This window comes from Micromonospora sp. NPDC005707 (genome assembly GCF_040631005.1).
Taxonomy (GTDB): Bacteria; Actinomycetota; Actinomycetes; order Mycobacteriales; family Micromonosporaceae; genus Micromonospora.
This window is the reverse complement of record NZ_JBEXYR010000007.1, coordinates 273,307-296,726: the sequence shown is the minus strand read 5'-3', so window position 1 is coordinate 296,726 and position 23,420 is coordinate 273,307. Positions and strand designations below refer to the sequence as shown.

At 68.9% G+C, this 23,420-nt stretch carries 17 protein-coding genes; 12 read left to right on the top strand and 5 right to left on the bottom strand.

The annotated features are described in order from the left end of the window. Window positions 1-56: 56 nt before the first annotated feature. Window positions 57-4,484, top strand: coding sequence for a BREX system serine/threonine kinase PglW (gene pglW, locus ABZ452_RS16520; RefSeq protein ID WP_357943363.1), 4,428 nt, complete (start codon window positions 57-59; stop codon window positions 4,482-4,484). Next, window positions 4,484-4,822, top strand: coding sequence for a DUF3024 domain-containing protein (locus ABZ452_RS16515; RefSeq protein ID WP_357943361.1), 339 nt, complete (start codon window positions 4,484-4,486; stop codon window positions 4,820-4,822). Before pglW ends, ABZ452_RS16515 begins: the two co-directional genes overlap by 1 nt. Before the next feature lie 3 nt (window positions 4,823-4,825). Here ABZ452_RS16515 and ABZ452_RS16510 read toward each other — a convergent pair whose 3' ends face one another. After that, window positions 4,826-5,260 (bottom strand): DUF3883 domain-containing protein, encoded by a 435-nt coding sequence (locus tag ABZ452_RS16510; RefSeq protein ID WP_357943359.1) that lies wholly within the window; start codon window positions 5,258-5,260, stop codon window positions 4,826-4,828. Between the two features lie 60 nt (window positions 5,261-5,320). On the opposite strand from ABZ452_RS16510, the gene ABZ452_RS16505 reads away from it, so the two are divergent. Together ABZ452_RS16505 and ABZ452_RS16500 are read left to right on the top strand one after the other, a co-directional pair. After that, complete coding sequence (locus ABZ452_RS16505) at window positions 5,321-6,190, top strand: hypothetical protein (RefSeq protein ID WP_357943357.1); 870 nt, start codon at window positions 5,321-5,323, stop codon at window positions 6,188-6,190. Continuing rightward, complete coding sequence (locus ABZ452_RS16500) at window positions 6,187-7,080, top strand: hypothetical protein (protein ID WP_357943355.1); 894 nt, start codon at window positions 6,187-6,189, stop codon at window positions 7,078-7,080. The genes ABZ452_RS16505 and ABZ452_RS16500 overlap by 4 nt, the downstream gene beginning before the upstream one ends. 8 nt (window positions 7,081-7,088) lie before the next feature. Here ABZ452_RS16500 and ABZ452_RS16495 read toward each other — a convergent pair whose 3' ends face one another. Genes ABZ452_RS16495 through ABZ452_RS16485 form a run of 3 tightly spaced genes read right to left on the bottom strand, consistent with a single transcriptional unit; the run spans window position 7,089 to window position 8,675 of the window. Further along, window positions 7,089-8,126 (bottom strand): ADP-ribosylglycohydrolase family protein, encoded by a 1,038-nt coding sequence (locus ABZ452_RS16495; RefSeq protein ID WP_357943353.1) that lies wholly within the window; start codon window positions 8,124-8,126, stop codon window positions 7,089-7,091. After that, window positions 8,059-8,394, bottom strand: a complete 336-nt coding sequence (locus ABZ452_RS16490; protein WP_357943351.1) for a hypothetical protein — start codon at window positions 8,392-8,394, stop codon at window positions 8,059-8,061. The genes ABZ452_RS16495 and ABZ452_RS16490 overlap by 68 nt, the downstream gene beginning before the upstream one ends. A 2-nt stretch (window positions 8,395-8,396) precedes the next feature. Next, complete coding sequence (locus ABZ452_RS16485) at window positions 8,397-8,675, bottom strand: cell division protein DivIVA (protein ID WP_357943349.1); 279 nt, start codon at window positions 8,673-8,675, stop codon at window positions 8,397-8,399. A 314-nt stretch (window positions 8,676-8,989) separates the two neighbouring features. Between ABZ452_RS16485 and ABZ452_RS16480 the strand changes: the two genes are divergently transcribed. The 8 genes from ABZ452_RS16480 (at window position 8,990) to ABZ452_RS16445 (ending at window position 21,970) form a co-directional block, all read left to right on the top strand. Then, a complete protein-coding gene (locus ABZ452_RS16480) occupies window positions 8,990-9,229 on the top strand; it encodes a winged helix-turn-helix domain-containing protein (protein ID WP_123242114.1) in 240 nt (79 codons plus the stop codon). Window positions 9,230-9,301: 72 nt separating this feature from the next. After that, window positions 9,302-12,880 carry a BREX-2 system adenine-specific DNA-methyltransferase PglX gene (gene pglX, locus ABZ452_RS16475; protein WP_357943346.1) on the top strand — a complete coding sequence of 1,193 codons (3,579 nt, stop codon included), beginning with the start codon at window positions 9,302-9,304 and terminating at the stop codon, window positions 12,878-12,880. A gap of 53 nt (window positions 12,881-12,933) precedes the next feature. Next, a complete protein-coding gene (locus ABZ452_RS16470; RefSeq protein WP_357943344.1) occupies window positions 12,934-14,184 on the top strand; it encodes a hypothetical protein in 1,251 nt (416 codons plus the stop codon). 108 nt (window positions 14,185-14,292) lie between these two features. Further along, window positions 14,293-17,178 (top strand): hypothetical protein, encoded by a 2,886-nt coding sequence (locus ABZ452_RS16465; protein ID WP_357943342.1) that lies wholly within the window; start codon window positions 14,293-14,295, stop codon window positions 17,176-17,178. A gap of 26 nt (window positions 17,179-17,204) precedes the next feature. After that, entirely contained in the window at window positions 17,205-18,395 is a 1,191-nt protein-coding gene (locus tag ABZ452_RS16460; protein WP_357943340.1) for a hypothetical protein, read from the top strand. Between the two features lie 175 nt (window positions 18,396-18,570). Next, a complete protein-coding gene (locus ABZ452_RS16455; protein WP_357943338.1) occupies window positions 18,571-19,188 on the top strand; it encodes a hypothetical protein in 618 nt (205 codons plus the stop codon). 257 nt (window positions 19,189-19,445) lie between these two features. Beyond that, window positions 19,446-21,638 (top strand): EAL domain-containing protein, encoded by a 2,193-nt coding sequence (locus ABZ452_RS16450; protein WP_357943704.1) that lies wholly within the window; start codon window positions 19,446-19,448, stop codon window positions 21,636-21,638. Continuing rightward, window positions 21,635-21,970 (top strand): hypothetical protein, encoded by a 336-nt coding sequence (locus ABZ452_RS16445; RefSeq protein ID WP_357943336.1) that lies wholly within the window; start codon window positions 21,635-21,637, stop codon window positions 21,968-21,970. Before ABZ452_RS16450 ends, ABZ452_RS16445 begins: the two co-directional genes overlap by 4 nt. On the opposite strand, the gene ABZ452_RS16440 is transcribed toward ABZ452_RS16445, so the two are convergent. Further along, complete coding sequence (locus ABZ452_RS16440) at window positions 21,956-23,329, bottom strand: EVE domain-containing protein (RefSeq protein WP_357943334.1); 1,374 nt, start codon at window positions 23,327-23,329, stop codon at window positions 21,956-21,958. The two genes, ABZ452_RS16445 and ABZ452_RS16440, sit on opposite strands and share 15 nt — an antisense overlap. Between the last annotated feature and the right edge of the window lie 91 nt (window positions 23,330-23,420).

Sequence of the window (23,420 nt, the reverse complement as noted above, 5' to 3'; positions counted from 1 at the left end):
CGTGCGCCCGACCTGGCGGCACCGGGTGCGGGGGCAGTGGGCCTAGGATCTCCGTCATGCAGGAAGGCCGGTGGACGACGATCACCCCGTCGCAGTTCACGCACGAGCGGGAGGCCCTCGCGCACGTCCAGGCGTTGCTGCCGGACAGCGAGCCCTACCGGGCGTGGTCGAACTTCACCTTCACCGCCCAGACCGGCCACCCCTACGAGGTCGACCTGCTGGTGGCGGGACCGGGCGGGCTCTACCTGATCGAGATCAAGAGCCTGACCGGTCGGCTGATCTCCAGCGGCTCCAACTGGATCCTGCACAACCCCGGCGGGACGCGGACCTTCGACAACCCGCTGCACCTCGCCGACGCCAAGGCGAAGAAGCTGAAGTCCCTGCTCCAGGTCGCCGCCAACCAGCGCAAGGGGCCGCCGGTCAAGATTCCGTTCGTCCAGGCTGCCGTGTTCCTGTCCAAGCCGGGCCTGAACATCCAGCTCTCCGACCACCACCTGCACGGCATCTACGGTCCCGAGCCGGCACCCGGGCATCAGCCCGGCATGCTGCCGACCATCACCACGCTGGTGACGCGCCCTCCCCAGGACGAGAAGCACCGGGTCACGAAGGAGCTGTCCGCAGCCCTACCCGACCTGCTCGAGGCGGTCGGCATCGCGCGTAGCCGCAAGCACTACGAGGTCGGCTCGTGGCAGTTGGAGCCCCGACCGTTCGACCTGGGCCCCACCTGGCAGGACCACCAGGCCCGCCACAAGGACCTGGAACGGGAACGCCGCCGCATCCGCATCTACCTCGTCGAGCGGAACGCCGTGCAGGCCGAGCGGGCGAGCATCGAGCGGGCCGCCAAGCGGGAGATGACGGTCCTGCACGGCGTCAACCACCCGGGCATCGTGCGGGTCGACTCGATGGAGTCGCACGAGGCCGGGCCGGCGTTGATCTTCCGCCACGACCCCCGGTCGATGCGGCTGGACCACTACATCGCCCAGTACGGCGACAAGCTGGAGCCGCTCAGCCGGCTGGCGATGATCCGGCAGCTCGCGGAGGCGGTCGCGTACGCACACGGGCGCCGGCTGCACCACCGTGCCCTTTCCGCCCGCAGCGTCCTGGTCACCCCGGGGCCGAAGCGCCGTGGCGGCAGCGAAGAGGAGGCCTGGCTGGTCCCGCAGCTGCAGCTCAGCGACTGGCAGACCGCCACCCGCACCGCCGACTCGGCCGGGGGCAGCAGCGGGGACCCCGCCACCCTCTCCTCCCACGCCGCCTCGCACATCGAGCGCTCCGCCGAGGCGTACCTGGCACCGGAGCTGACCGCGCCCCGGCCGGACCCGGTCGCCATGGACCTCTTCGGGCTGGGCGCCCTCTCGTACCTGATCCTCACCGGTCAGCCCCCGGCCGCGAAGCGCCAGGAGCTGCTGGCGCGGATCGCCCGGGACAACGGCCTCCGGCCCTCGTCGGTGACCGACGGGATCAGCGAGTTCGCCGACGAGCTGATCCAGGCGGCCACTGCCCCGGTCCCGGCCCAGCGCCTCACCACGGTCGCCGACTTCGTCGAGATGCTCGAAGAGGTCGAGAACGAGCTGACCGCGCCGCCGCCGGCCTCCGTGCACCCCGAGGAACCCGAGCCGGAGGAGACCGACCCGCTCGAAGCCCGCGGCGGCGACCGGGTGGCGGAATGGAAGATTACGAAGCGGCTGGGCACCGGCTCGACCTGCCGGGCGTTCCTCGCCCACAACGAGCGCACCGGCAAGGACGAGGTGCTCAAGGTCGGCCTCTCCGACGAGAAGGCCGGACGGCTCGCCCACGAGGCCCGGGTGCTCCGGCCGCTCACCGACTCCCGGGTGATCCGGCTGGCCCGGCCCGAGCCGCTGCAGGTCGCCAACCGTACGGTGATCGTCCTCGAACACGCGGGCGAGCTGACCCTGGCCCGCAAGCTGCGCGACGAGGGCCGGCTCACCGTCGACGAGCTGGAGACCTACAGCGACTACCTGTTCGGCGCCCTCGACTACCTGGAGGGTGAGGGCGTCTACCACCGGGACATCAAGCCGGACAACATCGCCATCCGGGTCCGCCCCAACCGCACCCGCCAGCTGGTGCTCTTCGACTTCTCCCTCGCCGGGGTCTCGGTCAAGGAGCTCGCCGCCGGCACCCCCCGCTACCTGGACCCGTTCCTCGGCACCGCCAGCCGCCAGGTCTACGACAAGCACGCCGAGTGGTACGCCCTCGCCGTCACTCTGCACGAGATGGCCTCCGGGGAACTGCCGGTCTGGGGCGACGGTGGCACGGAACCGCAGCTCACCGAGGGCCCGCCGGTGCTGGCCGCCGAGGCGTTCGACCCGGCCGTCCGCGACGGGCTCGTGGAGTTCTTCCACCAGGCCCTGCACCGCGACCACCGGCGCCGCTTCGCCTCGCTCAAGGACATGCGCGACGCCTGGCAGCAGGTATTCCGCCGCTCCGACGCCAGCGCCCCGGTCGGCTCCGACCACCCCGAGATCGAGGCCGAGGAGCCGGACGAGAAGGCCGCCGAGCAGGCCCGCGAGGAGGCCGCCGCCAAGGCCACCCGCGCGACCGCCCTGGAGGCCGCCGGCCTCACCCCGCGGGCGGTCTCTGCCGCGCACCGGGTGGAGGCCAGCACCGTCGGCGAGCTGCTCGCCGTCGGCAACAACACGTTCGCCACGCTGCCCGGCCTCGGCGCCAAGACCCGCAAGGAGCTGCAACGCCGGGTCAAGGAGTGGCGCAACCGGCTGGGGGAGCGGGAAACCATCCCCACCTCGGCCGCCGCCCGCAAGGCGGCCACCGCCGAGGTGGCCACGGAGACCGCCGCCGGGACCGGCGACGCCGAGCTGGTACGCGTCGGCCTCGACGCGATCGCCACCCTGCTCGTGCCGGCGAAGAACGGCCGCAACACCGCCGAGGTCGAGGCCACCCGCCTGCTGCTGAACCTGCCCGACGACTCCGGCGCGTTGCCGGCCCTGCCGCTCTGGCCGCAGCAGCCGCTGGTCGCCACCACCGTCGGCGTGACCCCCGGCCGGATCGCCCAGATCCTCGGCAAGCAGCGCAAGCGCTGGCACGAACTGCCCGTCGTGGGCAGCGTGCGTACCCAGATCATCGAGCTGCTGCGCGACGGCGGCCGGGTGATGGGCGCCGCCGAGCTGGCCACGGCGCTGCTGACCAGCCGCGGGTCGGTGCGCACCGGCGACGACCTGCGGCTGGCGGTCGCGGTGGCGGCCGTGCGGGCCGCCGTCGAGATCGACGCCCTCGAGGAGGAGCCGCGCCTGCTGCTGCGCCGGCACGCCCGCGCCGACATCGACGGCAAGCCACACCCGCGCGGCGACCGGCTCCTCGTGGCCCTCGAGGCGGGCGAGGACGACGCGCCGGACACCCCGGCCGCGCCCGCGCTGCTCGACTACGCCGACGCGCTCGGCAAGGCCGCCGACCGGCTCGCCGCCAGCGAGGTGCTGCCCAGCGCGGCCACCGTCATGCGTACCCTCGCCACGGTGAACGCGCCTGGCGGCGCGGCCGACGTCATCGACGAGCGGCGGCGGGTGCTGCTCGCCGCGGTGGCGTCCGAGCGCGCCGCCGCCACCGCCCGGCTGGAGCTCTACCCGCGCGACCTCGACCCGGTACGGGCGCTGCGGCTCGCCCAGGCCGGCGTCGTGCCGCCGGCGTCCGAGAACCAGCGCGCCCTCAGCCCGGAACACGTGCAGCAGCGAGTTTCGGCGCGGTTCCCCGAGCTGGCGCCGCTGCCGACCGACCGCAGGCTGGACCAGATGCTTGTCGAGGCAGGATTCGACCTGCGCTGGGACCGTGACCGGTACGTCCCGCGGCCGCCCCGGGCCGGCTCGTCCTCGACGTCGATCATCCAGCGGCGCCCCTCGGCCACCAACGCGCCGAGCCGGTGGGCGGCCGAGTCGCCGGAGCTGGCGGCGGCGATGCGGGCCGAGGAGCGGCTGACCGGGGCCAGGTCCGCGGGCGGGTTCCGGGCGCTGACGGTACGCCTCAATCGTTACGCGCCGGCCCGCGAGGAGCTGGTCCGGCGCTTCGACGCCCGGCCGGTCAGCGTGGCGGCGGTGTTCCTGCGGGAGCTGCGCGGCCTGGTCGACGCGAAGCCGAAGCCCACCTGGGAAACCGTCGTCGGCGCGGACATCGCCGAGCCGGGCTCCCGCGGCGCCATCAAGCTGGGGGAGTACGTCGAGCAGGCGTGGCAGCTCGCCGTGCCGTCATTGCGGGCGGAGCTGGCTGCCGATGCAGGGCCGGTGCTGCTGCACGAAGCGGCGGTGTTGGCTCGGTACCGGGCGATGGAGCGGCTCTACGAGCTGGCCGACGCGGCGCGGGGCGGGGCGGGCGACGTGTGGCTGCTCTGCCCCATGGAGGACCCGGGGACACTGCCCAAGCTGGACGGCGCGGTGGTGCGGGTGGGCGACAACGAGTGGATCGGGTTGCCGGACGCCTGGGTCGTCAACGCCCACCGCAGTGCGGCGGTGGCGTCCTGATGGCGCTGCCCGAGACGGACGTGGCACGAGTACGTGACTGGTGCGCGGGGCGCGTGCCCGAGCGCGTCCGCGACCAGGTGCGCATCGAATGCGACGTGGAGGCGCGTCACCTGACGGTCGTCGAGTGCCGCGCGCCCTGGCGTCCCGAGGAGAACCCGGAGTGGACTCGGCTGCCGGTGGCGCGCCTGCGGTACACGCAGCGCCCCGGCACCTGGACCCTCTACTACCGCGACCGAAACTTGCGGTTTCGTCGTTACAACCTCACCCCGCCGACTCCGAACGTCGACAGTCTGCTCGACGGGCTCGACCGCGACCCGACCGCCATCTTCTGGGGCTGAGCCTCAGGCGAGGGCGTCGTACTCCGCCACCGGCCACGGGACGAGGTAGTACCGCTGCTCCTTCGCCCGGTCGAGCAGCTTCCGGAGGCGTTCGCCCCCGATCATCTTGAGACTGAACTGGCCGGGATCCCCCTGGCGGATGTTCTCCACCACGTACACCCAGAAGTCGGGGTTCCGGCGGGCCTCCTCAACCTGACGCACTTCGAGCCAGAGATCATTGCCCCTGGCCGACTTCCCGAACGCCTTCACCTCGATCATCCGAGGTGGACTGGACACATCGCCCGCAGCGCCGGTTCCCCGCACGTCCACTGCCAACCGTTCCGCTGCAGCCTCCTTCGCGATGACGTACTCGATGGCCGCTTTCTCTACTGCTTGATTACCGACGATCTCCATCGCTTCTCTCCCCGGCTCGGGCGCCCCATGTGTCGGCGCGGTCATCAGGTCGATTGTCGGCGCTTGATGCTGGCCTTGCCGGTCATGCGTCGCTAGCTTCTGGTCATGACGACCTCCGCACGGCAGCGCGTCGCGGCTTTCTGGGACGCCCACGTCGAAATGTGGTTGAGCGGCGGGGACCCTCTGCCGCCGCCGCTCGACTGCTGGTTCGACTCCTACAAGGGCAATGGCTCGGGAAAGCCCACACGCCACGGGTTCCCGGAGCCCTACCACGGAGATCTCCTCGGTCTTGAGCAGACGCCACGGATGGTGGTCCTCGGGCTGAACCCGGGGGAGTACCGCCAGAAGTTCCAGTCCCGGGACGGCATCTTCGCGAAGGAGATCAAGGAGGAGTACGGCTCCTACAGCAGGTGGCAGACGACGTGCCCGTACAACCGGGCGCCCTGGACCCTGCCGGACCAGATGGGCAAGAACCGGTACTACGAGGCGCGGCTTCAGTTCACCCGACGCTGGCTGCAGGAGCCGGACGCCGACCACGGTGATCTGCTGATCTTCGAGTGCTACCCCTGGCACTCCAAGGCCATCACCGCGCCGATGTGTCCGCCACGGGAGGTGATCGAGGAGTACGTGTGGGAGCCGATCGCTGAGCTGCCGGTGCGGGACGTCTTCGCGTTCGGCCGCCCGTGGGACGGTGTCGCCCAGGCGCTGCGCCTCCCGTTGACCGCCAAGCTGGGGTCCGGCGGCACGGAATACGGCTCGACGGTGACAGGGCGGGCGGTACGGATCTACTCGCTGCCCTCCGGGCAGCGGCTCGTGACCGAGTGGCACCCGGGTTCCGCCGGTCCGCCCAGCGCGCCAGAAACCGAGATCCTCCGTAATGCGCTGCTGCGAACGGCAACCGGCGGGCCGAGCACGCCTCGGCCTCGCGCGGGGGCATCCGGCGCTTCCGTCCCTGCGTCCGCGGAGCGGCCGTGACGGCCGCCGGCGACACCGTCGCCACCGCCCGGCGCCTCGACGAACTCGGCCGGTACATGACGGAGCAGGTGCTGAGCCCCACGGGTGTCTGCGTGTGCGGACGGCTCGACAGTTGCCGGCAGAGCGTGCTGGGCCGTTCCGGCAGGGCGCCCCGGCCGGGTGCGGCGTTCGCCCCCGGCCAGCTCTCCCACGTCGGTCATCACTACGACCTTGTGATCGACGGCGTGCCGTCGCGCACTCTGGTCATAGCGATGGAAACCGGGCGGGCACGTGAGGGGGTGACGCTCAAGGAGCGCCATGCGGAGGTGATGCAGTCCGCCGGCCTGGCGTTCACCGCGCGCAACCCACACATGCGCGGCGTCACCAGTGCCCTGCGGCTCGCCGTCGGCCGCGAGCCCGGGGCGGACCGGGACGGTGAGCAGCTCCACGTGGCCGGTGCCACCGGTCCGGTTCACCTCTTCGACGCGTACGCCATGGCGAACATGCGGTTGTGCTCCGCCTTCGTCGCCGGTTCGACGAAGTCGCTGGGCAACGCGACGATGAGCCGGAACTGCGCCCCGCACATGGCAGCGACGATCGATATCCTTCAGCCCACCCTCTGCATCGTCCAAGGCGTAGAGGTCCACAGGGCGCTCACCGCCCTCATGAGCCGCCGTCGTGAGATCGCCCCGCACCTTGAGCAGGTGCGGATCGGCGGTGTCGACACGCTCGTCGCCGCGTTCACCCATCCGTCCGCGATGCGGCTGACGGACCACTGGGGAAGGCTGACCAGCGCGCCGTACCTGTACGAGACTGTTGTGCCGACGATGAGGACGGCCTACCGATGGCTCCAGGGCGATGGGGGGTACTCGCCCACTCCAGGGGACGGTGATGCCGGGTGGGCGGCATAGCGGATGGGCTACCAGCCGGGGTAGCGGTCCCACCAGTGCGCATCGGTCGCGTCGCCGTAGCCGCTGCCGGATGGGCGTTCGGTGACCTCTCGGACCAGGTCGCGGGCGAGCGTATCGGCTACCCAGGCCAGCTCCAGCCGGGAGAGCCAATCGACGGGCAGCGCATCCGGTCCGTGTGCCGCTCCCAACAGTGCGCCCGCGACAGTTGCAGCGTGTCGGCCGTCGCCCACCGACGCCGCGAACGCCAGCGCGTCCCGAATCTCGTATCGCATTGCGAAGGACATGGCCACGTAGACGCCTCCGGCCAGCGCTGAGGTCGCCTTTGCATCCCCCGCGAGGCGGGCCAGTTCGACGGCCTGCCGCGGCTTGGACCGCGCTGCCTCGAGCGCGGGACCCAACAGAGAGTCGCCGGTGTGCACGGATCGCCCGAGAGAGTCACGTCGAGCCCGCTCCATTGCCTCCGCGAGGGGCTTCCCCTCGCCGAGGAGGCGGATCAGCGTCGACCCCAACGCGGCCGCATCTACCGCCGCGCCCGTGTGGGTCAGAGCCGAGATCTCTGCGCCGAAATTCTCCGAGGAGGGCCACCAAGCACAGAGGCCCGCAGGCAGGCTGCGCGTCAACCCGTGTGCCCCGATGCTTGTGCCAACCGGCTTGTCCAGCGTGCCGGCGGTCTTCCCCTTCAACGCGGCAACCGTCGCCGGCGCCGACCCTCTCCGCTCGGCCAGGACCGGCACCGTCGCGAGCCATCCATCCGGCCAGTCTTCCTGCGACCACGGCTCGATGCCAGAAATGCCCTGCATGGCTGCCCACCGCATGTATGCATGCCAAACGCTGATCGGCGGTGGGCAGACTCCCTTATGCGTCATGCGGACGTGGGTCCGAATCAGCCCATCGACGGTGAAGCAGGCGAGCTGGCCGGCGCTGGTGGCGCGCAGCGTCCCACTCACCGGCACGTTGCCGCCGGTGGCGCCGATCGCGTCACCGAGCATCAGCCCGAGGACGCACCCCCGAGCCGCCGCGAGCTGCTCCGCCTTCACCCTGATCATGCCGGGAAGCATAGGGGCGGGTGGCACGGGATCCGCTCGGGGCCGGGGTGCTGGTGGCGCGGCGGAGGCCGGCGAGCTGGACAAAGATCTCGCGCCGGTCGATCGCCTCGCCGCGCCGGTCGATGACGTAGCCGGTCAGCCACACCCAGCCGGTGTACGTCGGCTTGGGGCAGACCGAGACGACGCGGAAGGTCAGGGCGCGGTCACCGGCGAACTGCACCGAGGCGTGCCCGTCGATCCGCAGCAGATCGCCCGGTTGCGGTCGCACCGCTACCAGTGACCCTCGTTCGGTGGCCGGCACTCGCGGGCGTGAATCGTCTGCCAGTCGCGCAGCGCCCGCCTGAGCCGCCCGTTCTCCTCGCTGAGCAGGCGTATCCACCGGTGGAGGTCGGCCAGCTCCTCGGCAACCAGGGCCTGGAACTCCCGTACCTGATCTGGATCGACGCCCCGACGGCGCACGTCGAACACGCGGATCCGCGCCTCGTGCGCGGTCAACCGGGCCGGTAGGCCGGTCCCGTAGAGCTGGCCACCTCGATACACCTGGGTCACGACGGTCCTTTCCGGGGCAGGCGGGAGCGCGGAGGGTCGATGCGGTGGGTCTGGAAGGGCGGGCCGTCCGCACGCCGGCCGCGGGCGACCCGCCCGCTCCGCCGGGGCAGCTTGAGATCAGCGGTACGACAGCGGAGCAGTCCGGTGGGTCGGGACGGGCACGCGCACCCGCCCCGACCAGGGGGATGAGCCGAACTCGTTGCCACGCGAGGACCGGCTCCGCTCCAACATAACTAGGGAACACAGGGGAGTCAAAGCACGTTGTTTAGACATTCGAGTTGTGATCGAATTCGGGTTGCCACGCGAGGAGTGACATGCCCGAATCAGCCGAATACCTCCGCATCGCCGCCGACGTGATGGCCGACGTCAAGTCGGGGAAGCTGAAGCCAGGCGACCGACTGCCGTCGGTCGCACAGACTCGCGCCGACTACGGCGTGAGCTACGGAACCGTGCAGCTGGCATACGTCCGCCTTGAAGCGCTGCGGGTGATCCGACGCCAGCAGGGCAAGGGCGTCTTCGTCACTGACCCGAAGACCTGGATGCGGGAGCCGTAGGTAGCGACCTGTCGGCCAGATCGGGCCTTACGGGTACCCCCGTCCCGTGGGCGGGACGGCTAGAGTTTCCGCGTGATCGACCGGAAGCTGCTCTTGTCCGACCTGCAGAAGCAGGTCAAGAACCTGGAAAAGGACCTGCGGGAGCAGGCCGAGTCGGTCGAGGAGGTGCGCCTCCGCCTGCGTGGCGAATACGACCACGCCTTCAAGGTCGGGCGTACCGCCGCCACCTGGGCGGCCTGGCGGGACGAGCGAGTGACGCAGGTGGCCGTCGCCTGGGTGCTCGGCACCGTCTTCGTGCGCTTCTGCGAGGACAACGGTCTGCTGCCTGACCCGTACCTGGCCGGGCCGGGGGACCGACTGGTTCTGGCCGAGGAGGCCGAGGCGCAGTTCTTCCGCGACCAGCCCGACAAGACCCTGCGCGACTGGCTGCACCAAAGCTTCGACGCCATCGCCAGCACCCAGGCCGGCAAGTCGCTGTTCGACAAGCGGCACAACCCGCTCTACCAGATCCCGCTGTCCCACGACGAGGCGAAGAACCTGATCGCCTTCTGGCGCCGACGTGGCGAGACCGGCGGCCTGGTCCACGACTTCACCGACCCCGAGTGGGACACTCGCTTTCTCGGCGACCTCTACCAGGACCTGTCGGAGGCGGCCCGCAAGACCTATGCGCTGCTTCAGACGCCGGAGTTCGTCGAGGAGTTCATCCTCGACCTGACACTCACCCCGGCAATCGCTGAGTTCGGCCACGATGTGGTCAAGATGATCGACCCCACCTGCGGCTCGGGTCACTTCGTCCTCGGGGCCTTTCACCGTCTGCTGAAGGAGTGGGAGCAGCACGCCCCCAACCGTGACCCCCACGAGCGGGTACGCCTCGCCCTCGACGCCGTCCACGGCGTCGACATCAACCCCTTCGCCGTAGCCATCGCCCGTTTCCGCCTCCTCGTCGCCGCCCTCCGCGCCAGCAACGTCAAGACCCTCGCCGGCTCGGCCGGATACGCCTTGCCGATGCACCTCGCGGTCGGCGACTCGCTGATCAAGCGGCGGCAGGCCATGCTGTTTGGCGAGGACCCGATGACCGAGTTCGCCTTCGCCACCGAGGACGTGCAGGAACACTCCGGCATCCTCAGCCCCGGCCGCTATCACGTCGTGGTGGGTAACCCGCCCTACATCACCGTCAAGGACAAGGGCCTCAACGAGGCTTACCGCGAGATGTACGACGCATGCTCGGGCAAGTACGCCCTGTCGGTGCCGTTCGCCCAGCGGTTCTTCCAACTCGCCAAGTCCGGCGACGGAGACGGCAAGGGGTCCGGGCATGTCGGGCAGATCACCGCCAACTCGTTCATGAAGCGCGAGTTCGGCAAGAAGATGATCGAGAAGTTCTTCGCGGTTGAGGTCAACCTGACCCACGTCATCGACACGTCGGGTGCCTACATCCCTGGCCACGGCACCCCGACCGTCATCTTGATCGGTCGCAACACCAACCGCGGCCGGTCGGGCGCAATTCGCACTATCATGGGTGTTAGGGGAGAACCAACTGCGCCGACGGACCCTTGTAAAGGGCTGGTCTGGCAGGCAATTGTCAGCCAGTTCGAGCAGCCCAGGTTCGAGAATGAATGGATCAGCGTCGCTGACACGCCCCGGACCCTGTTGGCGTCGTTTCCTTGGAGCCTAAGCGGCGGCGGCGCTGGAAGCGTCATGCAGGCGGTCGAAGACGCCTCCACCGCCGCGCTCAGCCAACATCTTTCGCGAGTTGGCTTTTATGGTGTCATGGGCGCAGATGAGGCAATGATGGCCCCGTCCTTCGTCTTTGCGCGAGAGAAGGTGGAGACTCCGTATTGCCGCCGGCTAGTCATCGGTGATGAGGAGCGCGACTGGATGACCTTGGATGGGGACTACGCTTTCCATCCATATGATCAAGGCCGTAACCTGGTTCCGCTTTCGGCGATGCCTCTGTATGCGAAGCGGCTATGGGCCTACAGAACGGAACTGGGCAACAGGGCAACCTTTTCTCGCGGTACCTACTTCACTGATCGTCGGCCGTGGTTCGAATGGCATCAACTTCCTAAGGATGAGCCTTCTCATCCATGGTCGATCGCATTCGCCGAAGTGTCGACACAAAACCACTTTGTGCTCGACCGGCTAGGTCTCGCATTCAAGCATTCGGCACCACTAATTAAATTGCGAAGAGGTGCATCGGAGGATGACCATCTCAGTTTTCTTGGAGTCTTGAACAGTTCCTTGGCTTGCTTTTGGCTGAGGCAGCGCTGCGGGGCAAAGGGCGGAAGTGGAATTGGCCGCGGAATTCAGCCAGAGAGCTGGATGGAGAGGTACAACTTCAATTCAACAAACGTTTATCAATTTCCGATGCCGTCGGCGTACCCCCTTGAACTGAGCCGGGAGATTGACGGCCTGGCGCAGCGGCTTGCCACGGTGAGTCCGGCGGCGGTCGCGGGTTCCGGGGTGCCCACCGGCGAGCGGCTCTACGCCGCCGAGCGGGAGTGGCACTCGGTCCGGGCGCGGATGATCGCGTTGCAGGAGGAGTTGGACTGGCAAGTCTACTCGCTCTACGGGCTGCTGGACGAGGAGTTGCCCGCCCCGCCCGGCTCGGTGCCGGAGTTGAAGCTGGGGGAGCGGGCGTTCGAGATCGTGCTCGCGCGGAAGATGCGCGACGAGGGCCTGGAGACGCAGTGGTTCGCCCGGCATGGGTCGACGCCGATCACGGAGCTGCCGGCGCATTGGTCGGATGAGTACCGGGCGGTGGTGGAGCGGCGGATCGCGGTCATCGAGGGGAACCGCAACATCGGGTTGATCGAGCGGCCGGAGTGCAAGCGGCGGTGGGCCAGCGAGGGCTGGGACGCGATGCAGGCGAAGGCGCTGCGCGATTGGCTGCTGGACCGGTGCGAGGCGCGGGAGCTGTGGTACCACCATGTCGACGGCCTCGAACAGCCGCGCCCGCTGACCACCGCCCAGCTCGCCGACGAGCTGCGCCGCGACGCCGACGTGCTGATCGTCGCCGGCATCTACGCGCCCGGTCAGGATCTCGGCAAGGTGATCGCGGACCTGGTCGCTGACGAGCATGTGCCGCACCTGGCCGCGTTGCGCTACAAGGACTCCGGCCTGGCCAAGCGGGCCGACTGGGAGCAGGTGTGGGACCTGCAGCGGCAGGAGGACGCGCTGCCCGACGAGGCGGCGAAGCGGGAGTTCCGTAAGCAGATCCCGGTGCCGCCGAAGTACACCTCGGCGGACTTCCTCAGGGGCAGCTACTGGAAGCATCGGGGCAAGCTCGATGTGCCGAAGGAGCGGTTCGTGTCGTACCCGGGTGCCAGCCGCGACGGTGACCCGTCGCTGCTGGTCGGCTGGGCCGGCTGGGACCACCGCGAGCAGGCCCAAGCCCTCGCGACGCTGATCGTGGCACGTGAGCAGGAGGACGGCTGGGCCGCCGACCGACTGCTGCCGTTGGTCGCGGGGTTGCGCGAGATCCTTCCCTGGGTCCGCCAGTGGCACGGCGAGTTCGACCCGGAGTGGGGCGCCTCGCCGGCGGACATCTACGCCGGCTTCCTCGCCGAGACCACCAACCGCCTCCACCTCACCGACGACGCCCTCACCTCTTGGCGCCCGCTGAAGGCCGTCCGTGGCCGCAGAGCCAAGTAGTGACAGAGCACAGGTCGTCGCTGTCCACCCCTTCCGTACCTCAGGAGCCGACAATGGGTAACGAGATTCAGCTGATCAGTGACGGCGATGGGCTGGCGGTCATCGGGCATCCGACGGCCGTCGAACGCTTCATCGCCTCCGAGGGACTGCCGTCGACGGACCTCGGACTGCCTCGGCTCGGGTCTGTCCTCAGTGCCGGGGCGGCCGCGGCACAGGCGGGTTCCGAGATTGCCGCCCACTCGGGTCGCTGGGTGCAGCTGACCAAGGAGTCCGCGCAGACTGTTCACAAGTACGGGCTGATGCCGACCAAGACTCCAGGGGTCAGCCACGCGATGGTGGGGGATCCGGGCTCGATCCAGAAGTGGCTCCAGATTTCGAAGGGGCCCGGGGCGATCGCGGGCAACCCGGCGCTGCTCGCCGGTGCTGCGGGAATCATGGCGCAGCTTGCGATGCAACAGAGCATGAAGGAGATCACCGACTATCTCGCCAAGATCGACGAGAAGGTCGACGATGTGCTCCGCGCCCAGAAGGACGCCGTGTTGGCCCGCATGATCGGCGTGGGCTTCGTCCTCGAGGAGGCCATGACCATCCGAGAGGCGAGGGGCCGGGTCGACGAAGTCACGTGGTCAAAGGTGCAGGGCGCGCCGGCGACGATCGCAGAAACCCAGGCGTACGCGCTGCGTCAACTCGACGCGCTCGCGGAGAAGCTGGAGCGCAAGACTGCGATCGGTGATCTCGCCAAGGCGGCCAGGGAAGCAGAGTCCAAGGCACAGGAGTGGCTCGTCGTCCTGGCTCGCTGCTTCCAGCTGCAGGACGCGATCGCCGTGCTCGAACTTGACCGGGTGCTGGACGCGTCGCCTGGGGAGTTGGACGGGCATCGCCTCGGGCTGAGGGCTGCCCGGCAGAACAGGCTGGAACTCATCTCCCGGTGCACCGAGCGCCTGCTGGCCCGCATGGAGGCGGCCGCGGGTAGGGCCAACGCCAAGGTGCTGCTGAATCCGCTGGACTCCCCGGCTGTGGTGAAGTCGAGCAACCATGTCTCGACCGCCATCGTCGAGTTCCACGGTCGGCTCGGGATCGAGGGCGATCGACAGTCGTCGGAGGCGAGACGATGGACGGACGCGGCCATGGAGGCGCGGGACAAGGCGCTCGAGACAGGAGCAGACGGCGTCGGTGCCGCCGTGCGCCTCGGCAACGACACCCTCGGCCGCGCCAAATGGGCGACGGGCATGCTCTCCAGCCGGATCGCCGAGCGAGGGCTCCGCTGGCGCGGGGACGACGAGAAACGCGACGAGAAGGACTGAAACCCTCGATTGCGGTGGCCTGACAACTGAACCACCGGCTCCTGGCCCCTGACCCGCCCTGCTCATGAGGGCGGGTCAGGATCCCCGTACGTGAGAAGTCTCGTTGTCGTGGAAGGCAGCATGGCGTCGCGGCCCCCCTCCGGGTACCAGATCAGGAAAGTGCACCCCACGCTGGGGGAACTGCAGCGGTACACCCTCAACAAGCCGCTGACCTTCCGCTGTTCGAGGTGCCAGCGCACCAACATGTCCAGCTCGGTGGTCACCATCGGCGGGGACTGGTCCCGTCTGCTCTGCGGTCATTGTTACGGCGGGCCGGTGGGATCCGGTAAGAGCGTGGCCCCGAAGGCGAAGGCCGCCGGAACCTCAGCGAGAGCGCAGCCTGAGACGCACCGGCCGGCCAGCCCGCTGCCCCGGGACATGGTGTGGCTCGCCGCGCTGCACCGTTCCGTCGCCGAGAGGAAGGAGCTGTCCCCGTCCGAGCAGGAGCTCTATCGCCGGCGTGCCGGTGAGCCCGCCTCCATCGCCGCCATCAGGTACGCGGAGGGGCTGCTCGAGATCGAGGTCCGGATCGCCGAACTGACCGGCGGCCGGGCCGCCGAGACGCTGAGCCGCACCCGCGATGAGTTGGCGCTCCGGCGCGTGGAAGCGTCCGAGAGCTTCCGTGTCTCTCGCCGGCATGTCCGGGGCGAGCATGCCTCCGCTGATTCGCGGCCGGCGTCCTTGCCGACGCAGGTGGTCCGTGACGTTGCCGGCAGCACCTTCGACGCGGCGCTCGCGCAGGTGCTTCGCCGTAGGGGGCTACGTCTCGTCGATCTTGACCCGCCGGCCACCGACATCTGGGCGTGGCTGCGCCTGCATGAGAAGCCGGTCGCGCCGGAAGTGCCTGCTGAGGTGAAGCGCCTGCGAAAACTGAGCCAGGCGGACTTCACCCGTGAAGCTGTGGCTGACGTCAACCGCTGGCAGTACGACGAAGCGCTGGCCCACCCGGCCGTGGCGGAACAGTGGGCAGCCTGCGCGGACGGAATCCTGGCGGAGACTGAGCGCGCGTACCGGTCACTTCAGGCCGACCCGAGCGGCGGGCGCCGCAAGGAGGTCACGACACGTCTGCGACGGGCTGGCGAGACACATGCGCGGGCCAGCGCGCGCTGCCTCGAGGCCCAACTGATGGTGGCGGACCTGCAAGTTCAGGCCACCCGAATCCATCGGGCACGGGGCATGCCGAAGCTACGTTCCGACTGCCTGGCCGAGGCGACCCGGGCGGTCCGCAAGAGCGATTCCGAACTGGCACGACAGGTCGACCGAGCGATCGAGGAGCACCGGAGAGGATGCCCGCAACGGCGTGACTGCGAGCGCCAGGCCGGTTGTGTGTCCTCGATTGTCGAGGCGGTGCGGTTCCGGCTGGCGGCGGTGGAACTGCCTGACAATGAGCCGCCGGCACCGAACGCGCGCCCAGTCGAAGGAGTGTCCTCGACGGAATTGGCACGGTGCGGGCACGAGCGAGCCGCCTTCATCTGTCCCGACCTGCTCAAGCAGGTGTCGACCGACCTGGCGCGGGTTGTCGGTGTGGTGGACCTCGCGTACCGCGGCGAGGGGCGATTCGCGTTCGCCTGGGTGACGGAGTACGGGGAACTGGGCACAGGGGCTGAGCACGCGATCAACGAGCATGACGCCTGGCTCCACGCGACATGTCGTGGGGCCTTGGACCTGGGTGGCGAACTGTCGAACGTACACATCGCCTGTCGTGACGAGCGGGCGGCTTCCGTCGTGAGGTATGTGGTTGATGCCGGGCTCGTACCCGAGGCCTTGGGGTTTTCGGTGTCGGAACGCACACGTGACCTGCTCGCTGCGCTGGTCGCGCGATCTGGCAAGACCTTCGTGGACGCTGACCGCTGCCCCGGACCACATCGGGGTTCGACTGCGGCACAGCGCCTGGCAACCGTCGTTCTTGAGGCCGGGCGTGAGACCGGTGGCGCGCAGGCGGTGAAGTCACTGGCGGATGAGATCTCCGAGGACCTGCGTGAGACGGCGGAGTCGCGGGCACAGCTGCCACGACTGGCCGAGGCCGGGCAGTGGAGTCCCGCCGGTTCGAAAGCCGGGGAACTTCGGTGGACGGCGGCGGTAGGGCGGGCGCAGATCAACGGGGGCTGGTGCGCCGTTCCCGCTGGAATGACGACACCGCCCACCGCTGGCAGGCGCCTCCGGCTTGCTGTCCATCATCCGGGTCAGGCCGAGCGGGACGGGCGGGCTGAGAGCGACGTGTTGATCCGGCATGTTGGCGGAAGGTGGGAGCTGCATGGCGTGGCGTGGCCGCCGGGTCTGCTTCCGGGAACCCTGGTCAGCTTCAGCTGGCGTCCGGATGACGATGCGATTCTGGCCGGCACCGACCTACTGCCTCGCCCCGAGCGGGTCGACGAACTGACCTACCGGCACCGCTACGACATCCGCGTGGTCGTTCGGGAAACTGCGCCGGGAGCGGAGCAGGGGGCCGGGGTGCCCGACCTCTCCGACGCGGGATGGGTCATGCGGACGCTGCGTAAGCTCGGCCATCTCAGCCCTGACGGGAGCGCCATCCTGGCCGAGAAGGCGCTCGTACGTAACTGCCGTGAGCTGGGATTGCCGCAAAGCCGCGTGGGTCGCATCCACCCCGCTGTGGAGGACCTGATTCGTGAGCGGCGAATCGGCAGGGTACGAGGAAGCCTGGACCGCAACGGATTGCCCAGCTATCCGCCGCGAGCCGGTGAGTCCCGCGTCGAGCTCCTGCGCTACGTCCCGAAAGTGGTGAGCATCGCCCCGCACCCGGACCACCGGCAGGAGGCCCGATCGCCGCGCCGTGACCACTGGGTGGACGGATTCGTACGGCGGCTGCCGGCGGGTGCGCACGCCTCGGCGGAGCAGATCGAGGCGCACCGCGAGGCGATCCGCGCCGCCGAGGTTGTCGACCGGCCGCTTCGCGACGGCTTCACGTACGTGCGCCGGCACCGGCGGGCACGCTGACCCGACGACTTCGAGGGGTGGGAACGGTGATCGAATCGACGGAGACACCAGACGTCGAGAGCTGGTGGAACGCTGCCGACGTAGACGAGGTGGCCGAGATGCTGGCGTCCCGGCGGTCCCGGCTCTGGCAACTCCTCGATCCTGCCGACCTTGCCGCGTGGGTCTTCGCTGAGCCCGCCGCGGCACCGGTCGATCCGTCGCCGGTCGACATCGATGGTGCCTGGTCGGCTGGGCTGGACGAGACCCGCCGCCGTTCCTGGGCGCTCGCCGGCTGGGTCGCTCGTACCGTGGTGCCCGAGGCGGCCAGCACCGCCGGAAGGTACTGGATCCTGTCCCGGCTGGACGACAGCGCGCCGATGCTGCGGCTGACGGTCGGAGTGCTGGAGATTCTCGGGCTGTACGAGTCGGGTGAGGCGGTATGGCTGCGGTTGCACGCCGCACCGGTGGGCCTCGCCATGGATGCCGGGATCCTCGACCTGGAGGAGTGGGAGCGGCACGGCGTCGAGGTGTTGGAGGACGGCACGAAAACCCTCGCCGAGGAGAAGCTTCTCGTCCGCTGCCCTGACCTGGACACCGCGCTCTGGCTGCTGCGGCAGCCACCGGTGATCGCCGGACTGCGGCTTCTGAGCTGTTGGGTGGCCGCCGGGCCGTTCTCGTTCGAGGGTCGCTACCGACCGGAGGTGGTGGGTCGGGCGTGGCAGGCGGCCGAGTCCCTGACGGAGGCTGAGGTTGGCAGTGAGCCGGCCGCGCCGCAAGGCTTCGACCGCCCGTACGACGGGGTGACCGTGCCTGCCGACCTGCCGCTGCAGCGATCGTTCGACGCGGAGGCGTACCGCGCCGGGGTCGACGAGCATGACCGGCTGTGCCGACTGGTGATCGACCACCTCGCCGCCAGTGGCCTGCGAGGCGGCGCCGGACTGCACGGTGTGCCGGTGGATCTCGCGTGGCGGGACGCCGAGGGGCGGCAGTTCATCGCCGAGGTGAAGAGCCTGGTCGGTGGCAATGACGTGGAGCAGCTACGCCTCGGCCTCGGCCAGGTGCTCGAATACCGGCATCGCCTGGCCGTCCGCGAGGTTCCGGCGATCGCCGTGCTGGTGGTTTCCGGCGGGGTGGATCCGTTGTGGCGGGACATCTGCGCCGAGAGCAGGGTTCATCTGCTGTCCGGTGATGACTTGCCCGCCGCATGGACCGAAGTGCTCGGGACGGCACTCATCTGAACCCCGAGGTTACGCGCGCCTACCCCGCCTTCCGATCGCAAGTGCGAGAGTGGAGCGTGGCGCCGATCGATCAACCACGACTGGAAGGCAATCCGGCCGGGGTGGATTACGAGCGCCCCCGGCAAGGACTCCGGGGCTGGCGCGAGTGTTGTGATCATGCGGAGACTTGGAGTTGGTGAGCGTGGTGGAGAATGTGGTGACGCAGGCGCCCGCGTTGCTCGGCGTCCTGATCGGCACGGCGGGCACGATGATCGCCACGAGCGTGAACGAGCGCGCTCGCTGGCACCGGAGCCAGACCGTCCGGTGGGACGAGCGGCGACTTGATGCCTACGTCGACTTCACCCGAGCGGTCAAGGAAATCCATGCCGTGGCGACCCAGATGCTCGGCGAACACCGTCCCGGCTCGCGCCGGCCACCCCTGGACCGGGACGACGGGCTGGCCCGCCTTGCCGAGGCGGATGTCCGGCACACCTTGGCCTGGGAAGCGGTTCTCCTGCTCGGCGACGAGGTAACCGTCCGCGCCGCTGCCGGCTGGCGGGACGCCGTCCGGGACATCGAGAGGACGGCACGGAAACTACCGAACCCGCCCATCGATCTGCCTGAATTGATGCACCGAGCCGACGAGAGCCGTGATCGGTTCTACCGCGCCGCTCGCGGCAGTCTGGGCGTCCGTGGGGGCTCGGTGGACCAGGTCCGGCACCCGTTGCCGAGGCCGGGGAGGGGGGAGCCGGCGGCACTGGAGCCTCGGCGTCGGCTCGATGGAGGTCGTGGGCAGCCGACACCGCCCGCCTGAACGGTGCCGCTCCACGTTAGCCCTGTCGGGGGCCATGAGGCGGCTCCTGGGAGATCACGGCGGGCGAGGGCACCGATGTCGCGCGACTTGTCGTCGCAGCCCTCCGCGGCCAGCGCCGCACGTCTTGAATGATCTGTCTCGGACGTGACGGGTATCTGACTCTCGACTCAGATCAATGGTTGCCGAAGATCCGATAGTGTCACCTAAAGCACTGCTCTGACTCCTGACTGTAGTTTCGGGGGCGGATCACCTTGGGGGTGCTGATGGCGCCGAGCAGGCGGCGGGCGGTTCTTATCGGGGTCAATCACTGCGGTTACGACGTGCAGTTGCCGGCCCTCCGCTATGCCGAGAGCGATGCGCAGGCGATGCGGAGCGTGCTGCTGGACGAGCGGATCGGCACCTTCGACGACGGCGATGTCGATCTGTACATCGGCCCCCGCGCCACCTGGCAGGACATCAAGACCAGGCTGCGGGACATCGCTCTCGACTCGCGCCCGTCCGACGTCCTGCTCGTCTACTTCGCCGGGCACGCGCTGGTGCCCGAATGGAGCACCCAGCTCGACGCGTACCTCGTTACCAGCGATCTGGAACCGAACAAGCTGCGCCGGGAGCCGGACAACGGGCTTCGCATGGCGTTCCTCAAGCGGGACGTGTTCGAAACGTTCGCTGGCACATCGTTTCTCATCCTTGACTGCTGCCACGCCGGGATCTACCTCGATGCCAACCTGCGGCACGCCGAGGCGATGCAGACCTACCGCACCCAGGTTGACCGGCACAGCGCGTTGCTGGCCTGCCCGAACGGCTCAGCAGCCCGGGAGAGCGACGAGCACCGGCACGGGTTGCTGACGTACCACTTGCTGCGCGGGCTGCGTGGACAAGCGAACGACGGTGGTCGTGTGTCGTTCGGGCAGATGGCCAACTACGTGGCGGAGCAAGGGCTCGAGCCGCCCCCGGTGCAGCTCGTGCAGATGTACGGGCCGACCACTGTCCTCACCCAGCCACCCGTCTCGCGACACGATCGGCAGGCGTTGAGCGGGCCTGCGAACCCCGGCACCACGCGGCCGTGCAAGAGTCCGCTCGAAGACCGCTCCAGCTCGATCATGCAGCTGCTCGGTCGGGTGTTCCGCTCCGAGGCGCATCCGCTGCCGCCGTCCAGCCAGCAGGGCCAGGCCGAGCGTGTAGAGATCATCCGGTACGCCCTCGACGCCGACTCAGTCGCCGTGTTGGAGTTCTCGGGTCGGGGGATCGGCGTGGTCAATTCGACGGCCCGGTTTGACAAGGACGAGCTTTGGCCGATGCTCGAGTTGAGCGCGGCCGACGCGATGCAGTACCGCACCTCGATGCCTGGCCATGTCGTCTCGAACGACGCCGACCGGCGGCTGCTCTGCGTACCCGTGTCGTACGAGGACGATCGGACCCTGACGCTGATCGTCGTGGACCCCGCACTCGCCCTGCTCGACATGGGCGAGCCGCTGGCCGTCATGCTGCGGACGATCTGGGATTCGAACCCGCTCGACGACCCGACCGAAGCGGAGATGCGGGTGATGACCGCTCTGCGTACGAACTTCGGGCGGTTGCCGCTCAACCTCTACCAGTACGCCTTCAGCCTCTACCAGAAGCTGATCGGCTCTATGACCATGGTGTTCCAGCCGGTGGTCGAGCTAGACCAGCGGGCGGCCGGGGTGAGCGTGCACAGCTACGAGGCTCTGGCCCGCCGTGCGGATCATGAAGTGCGCGCTCCGCTGCTCGCGCTTCGGATGGCATACGCCTGGGGCGACCGCTTCATCATCGAACGCGACGCGCTCCTGCTCGAAAAGGCGGTCCGGTCTTACGCTGCCGCCGATGCCGAGGCGCCGTGGCAGGGCACCAAGCCACTGTCGGTGAACGTCGCGGTCCGCTCGTTGCTGAGTGACTCCTACCTCACCCAGGTGAGCAAGGCCCTCGCCGAGGCAGATCTGAATCCGCGCACCCTCACTCTCGAGATCTCCGAACAGGATCCAATCCAACCCGGGCCGGGTGAACGATGGCCGCAGGAGCCGCTCGCCTACTTTCACCGACGGCTCACCGACCTGGCCCGCGAGCTGCGGATCAATTTCGCCGTGGATGATTTTGGGGTCGGCTACGCGTCCCTGGCGCGCATGGCGGAGTTGCCGTTGACCCAGATCAAGGTCGACCGGGCCGTGCTCCATCATCCGCTGGCCCTGGAGGAGCTCGCGCTCGTGGCGCGGGTGGCCCGCCACGCGCTAGACCGGGGCCATGCGCCCCAGGCCCGGGTCGTCACCGTCGAGGGCTACGACGACGAGGCGCCGATCAGCCTCAAAGAGATCTATGACCTGGGCATCCACCACGTCCAGGGTTACTTCTGCGGGGAGGTGGCGACCACGTCGTTGCGCCCGCTGGACCAGTCGGTACGGGACCGAATCGCTGCACGGGTGAGAGGTGAGGAATGACCAGCGTCAAGCTTCTGCTGCCGGCGGACGTCTTCGAAGAACTGGATCTGCCGTACGAGGGTGTCCGCGACGTCTCGGCCGTCACGGTCGCGGTCGACGCGGTGAGTGTCATGGCCAATCTCGCCACGCTGGCCACCCTGCAACCGCAGTTGGGTGCACTGGTTACGGCAATCCGCAACTGGCGGCTGCGCGATACGCGGCCGTCAGTGACCCTGACCGTGAAGGGGCCTGGGATCGACCTGAAGGTTGACCTGCCTCGCAACGTCAGTAAGGCCCAGCTCCTCGCACAGATTCGGCCGCTCTTCGAGGATGAGCGATCACCGTCCCGGTAGCTTTGCTGCCGGCTCGGACGGATCGGCTCCTCGCCGACGCCGACGCTGACCAGGCGCGGCCGGTCCCGACTGGCGAAGATCGACCTGGAACACGAAGGGCGTGGCCCTGCTGACGGTGGTGTCGGCGTCGAAGAAGTGCAGGTCCGGCTCGACCAACGCCTTGGTGACGACGGCCAGCCGCCAACCCGCGTCCTCTCGCGCGGAGCGCTCCTCGTTGCGGGTCAGCAGCACCTTCGGGATCAGGCCGCTCACTCCCTTGACCTCGACCCTGTCCACCGTCCCCTGCGGCGAGGTGCACGTGAGGTCCCAGCCGAGGCACGCTTTGCTCACGTCCTTGACCGCCCAACCGCGGCCCTCGTAGTCGGCGGTCACGACGCCCATCGCCGCTGCCTCAACCTCCGCGTTGGTGACGGGATTGCCGAATCCGGCACCGGCTCCCGTCACCGTCACCGTGGCCGGCTGCTCCGGTAGGTGCTCCTCGATGGCGGCCAACTGCTCCTTCGTCACGAACAGCGGGTTGCCCATCTGAGGCTGGCGAAAGATCTCCATGTCGGTCAGGCGGCGGTCACTCTTCAACACATTCCGCCGTACCGGGTGGTGGAAAAGCTGAACATCCAGCGGTGCGAAGTGATGCGTCCTCCGCAACTGCTCCTCGTCCAACCAGTAGCCGGAGTCATCATCCCCCTCGTTCTGATAGACGGGACCGAGGGCGACCCCGGCGCCCCAGATACCGGGCTGCAGGTGGGCGCCATCGGCACCCGTGACCCAGAACAGGACCCGCTGGCCTTCCCGGATGAGTTCCGCTCGGTAGTTCGGAACGACAGACCAACTCGTGATCGTTTCTCCACCGGCTGCGAGATAGCTCGCGAGGTCCCAGACGTCGGGGTTGCATTTGACGAGCCAGGCGCCCAGGTTTGCGGTGGTCACGAGAGGCTTTGCCGAGCGGGCGACTTCGGCGTGGAGACTCGATTCGCTAGGGGCATTCTCCGCACGCAGCCGGCGTACCTCGTTCAACCAGATCTCGTCGTTGGCACCCTTCCTCCCGAACGGCCGCCGTCGAGCCATGCGATAGAAGCCGCCTGAGGGGGTGGTCGGTTTGCCGTCGCGCCCCTGCTTTACCACGAGCGCCGACACCATGCCGCGACCTGCCGCGTGCTCGCGTAGCGATGCCTCTTCGAGGATGTAGGGCATCGGTCCGCCGTGATAGGGCACCTGCAGACCGTGCTGAGCGAGTAGGTCGCTGAGCTGTCGGTAAGTGACGAGAGCATCGCTGTCGTCTCGGGAATGCCGGGCGGCATCCCGCAGGATTGCCGCCGAGGCTTCCACTGCCTGCTCGAACTCAGGTTCACCCGCTCGCATCACCCCATCCTGCCGGTCCCGCGCCGAGAGAGTCGTCGGACGAAACGACCAGGGTCCTTCAGCCGCATGGGCAGGCTGAGGCTCCCCGACG

Excerpts from the sequence above, each read along its gene's own strand:
- pglW (WP_357943363.1), top strand. The coding sequence starts at position 57 with ATGCAGGAAGGCCGGTGGACGACGATCACCCCGTCGCAGTTCACGCAC.
- ABZ452_RS16515 (WP_357943361.1), top strand. The coding sequence starts at position 4,484 with ATGGCGCTGCCCGAGACGGACGTGGCACGAGTACGTGACTGGTGCGCG.
- ABZ452_RS16510 (WP_357943359.1), bottom strand. The coding sequence starts at position 5,260 with ATGACCGCGCCGACACATGGGGCGCCCGAGCCGGGGAGAGAAGCGATG.
- ABZ452_RS16505 (WP_357943357.1), top strand. The coding sequence starts at position 5,321 with ATGACGACCTCCGCACGGCAGCGCGTCGCGGCTTTCTGGGACGCCCAC.
- ABZ452_RS16495 (WP_357943353.1), bottom strand. The coding sequence starts at position 8,126 with ATGATCAGGGTGAAGGCGGAGCAGCTCGCGGCGGCTCGGGGGTGCGTC.
- ABZ452_RS16480 (WP_123242114.1), top strand. The coding sequence starts at position 8,990 with ATGCCCGAATCAGCCGAATACCTCCGCATCGCCGCCGACGTGATGGCC.
- ABZ452_RS16470 (WP_357943344.1), top strand. The coding sequence starts at position 12,934 with ATGGGTAACGAGATTCAGCTGATCAGTGACGGCGATGGGCTGGCGGTC.
- ABZ452_RS16445 (WP_357943336.1), top strand. The coding sequence starts at position 21,635 with ATGACCAGCGTCAAGCTTCTGCTGCCGGCGGACGTCTTCGAAGAACTG.
- ABZ452_RS16440 (WP_357943334.1), bottom strand. The coding sequence starts at position 23,329 with ATGCGAGCGGGTGAACCTGAGTTCGAGCAGGCAGTGGAAGCCTCGGCG.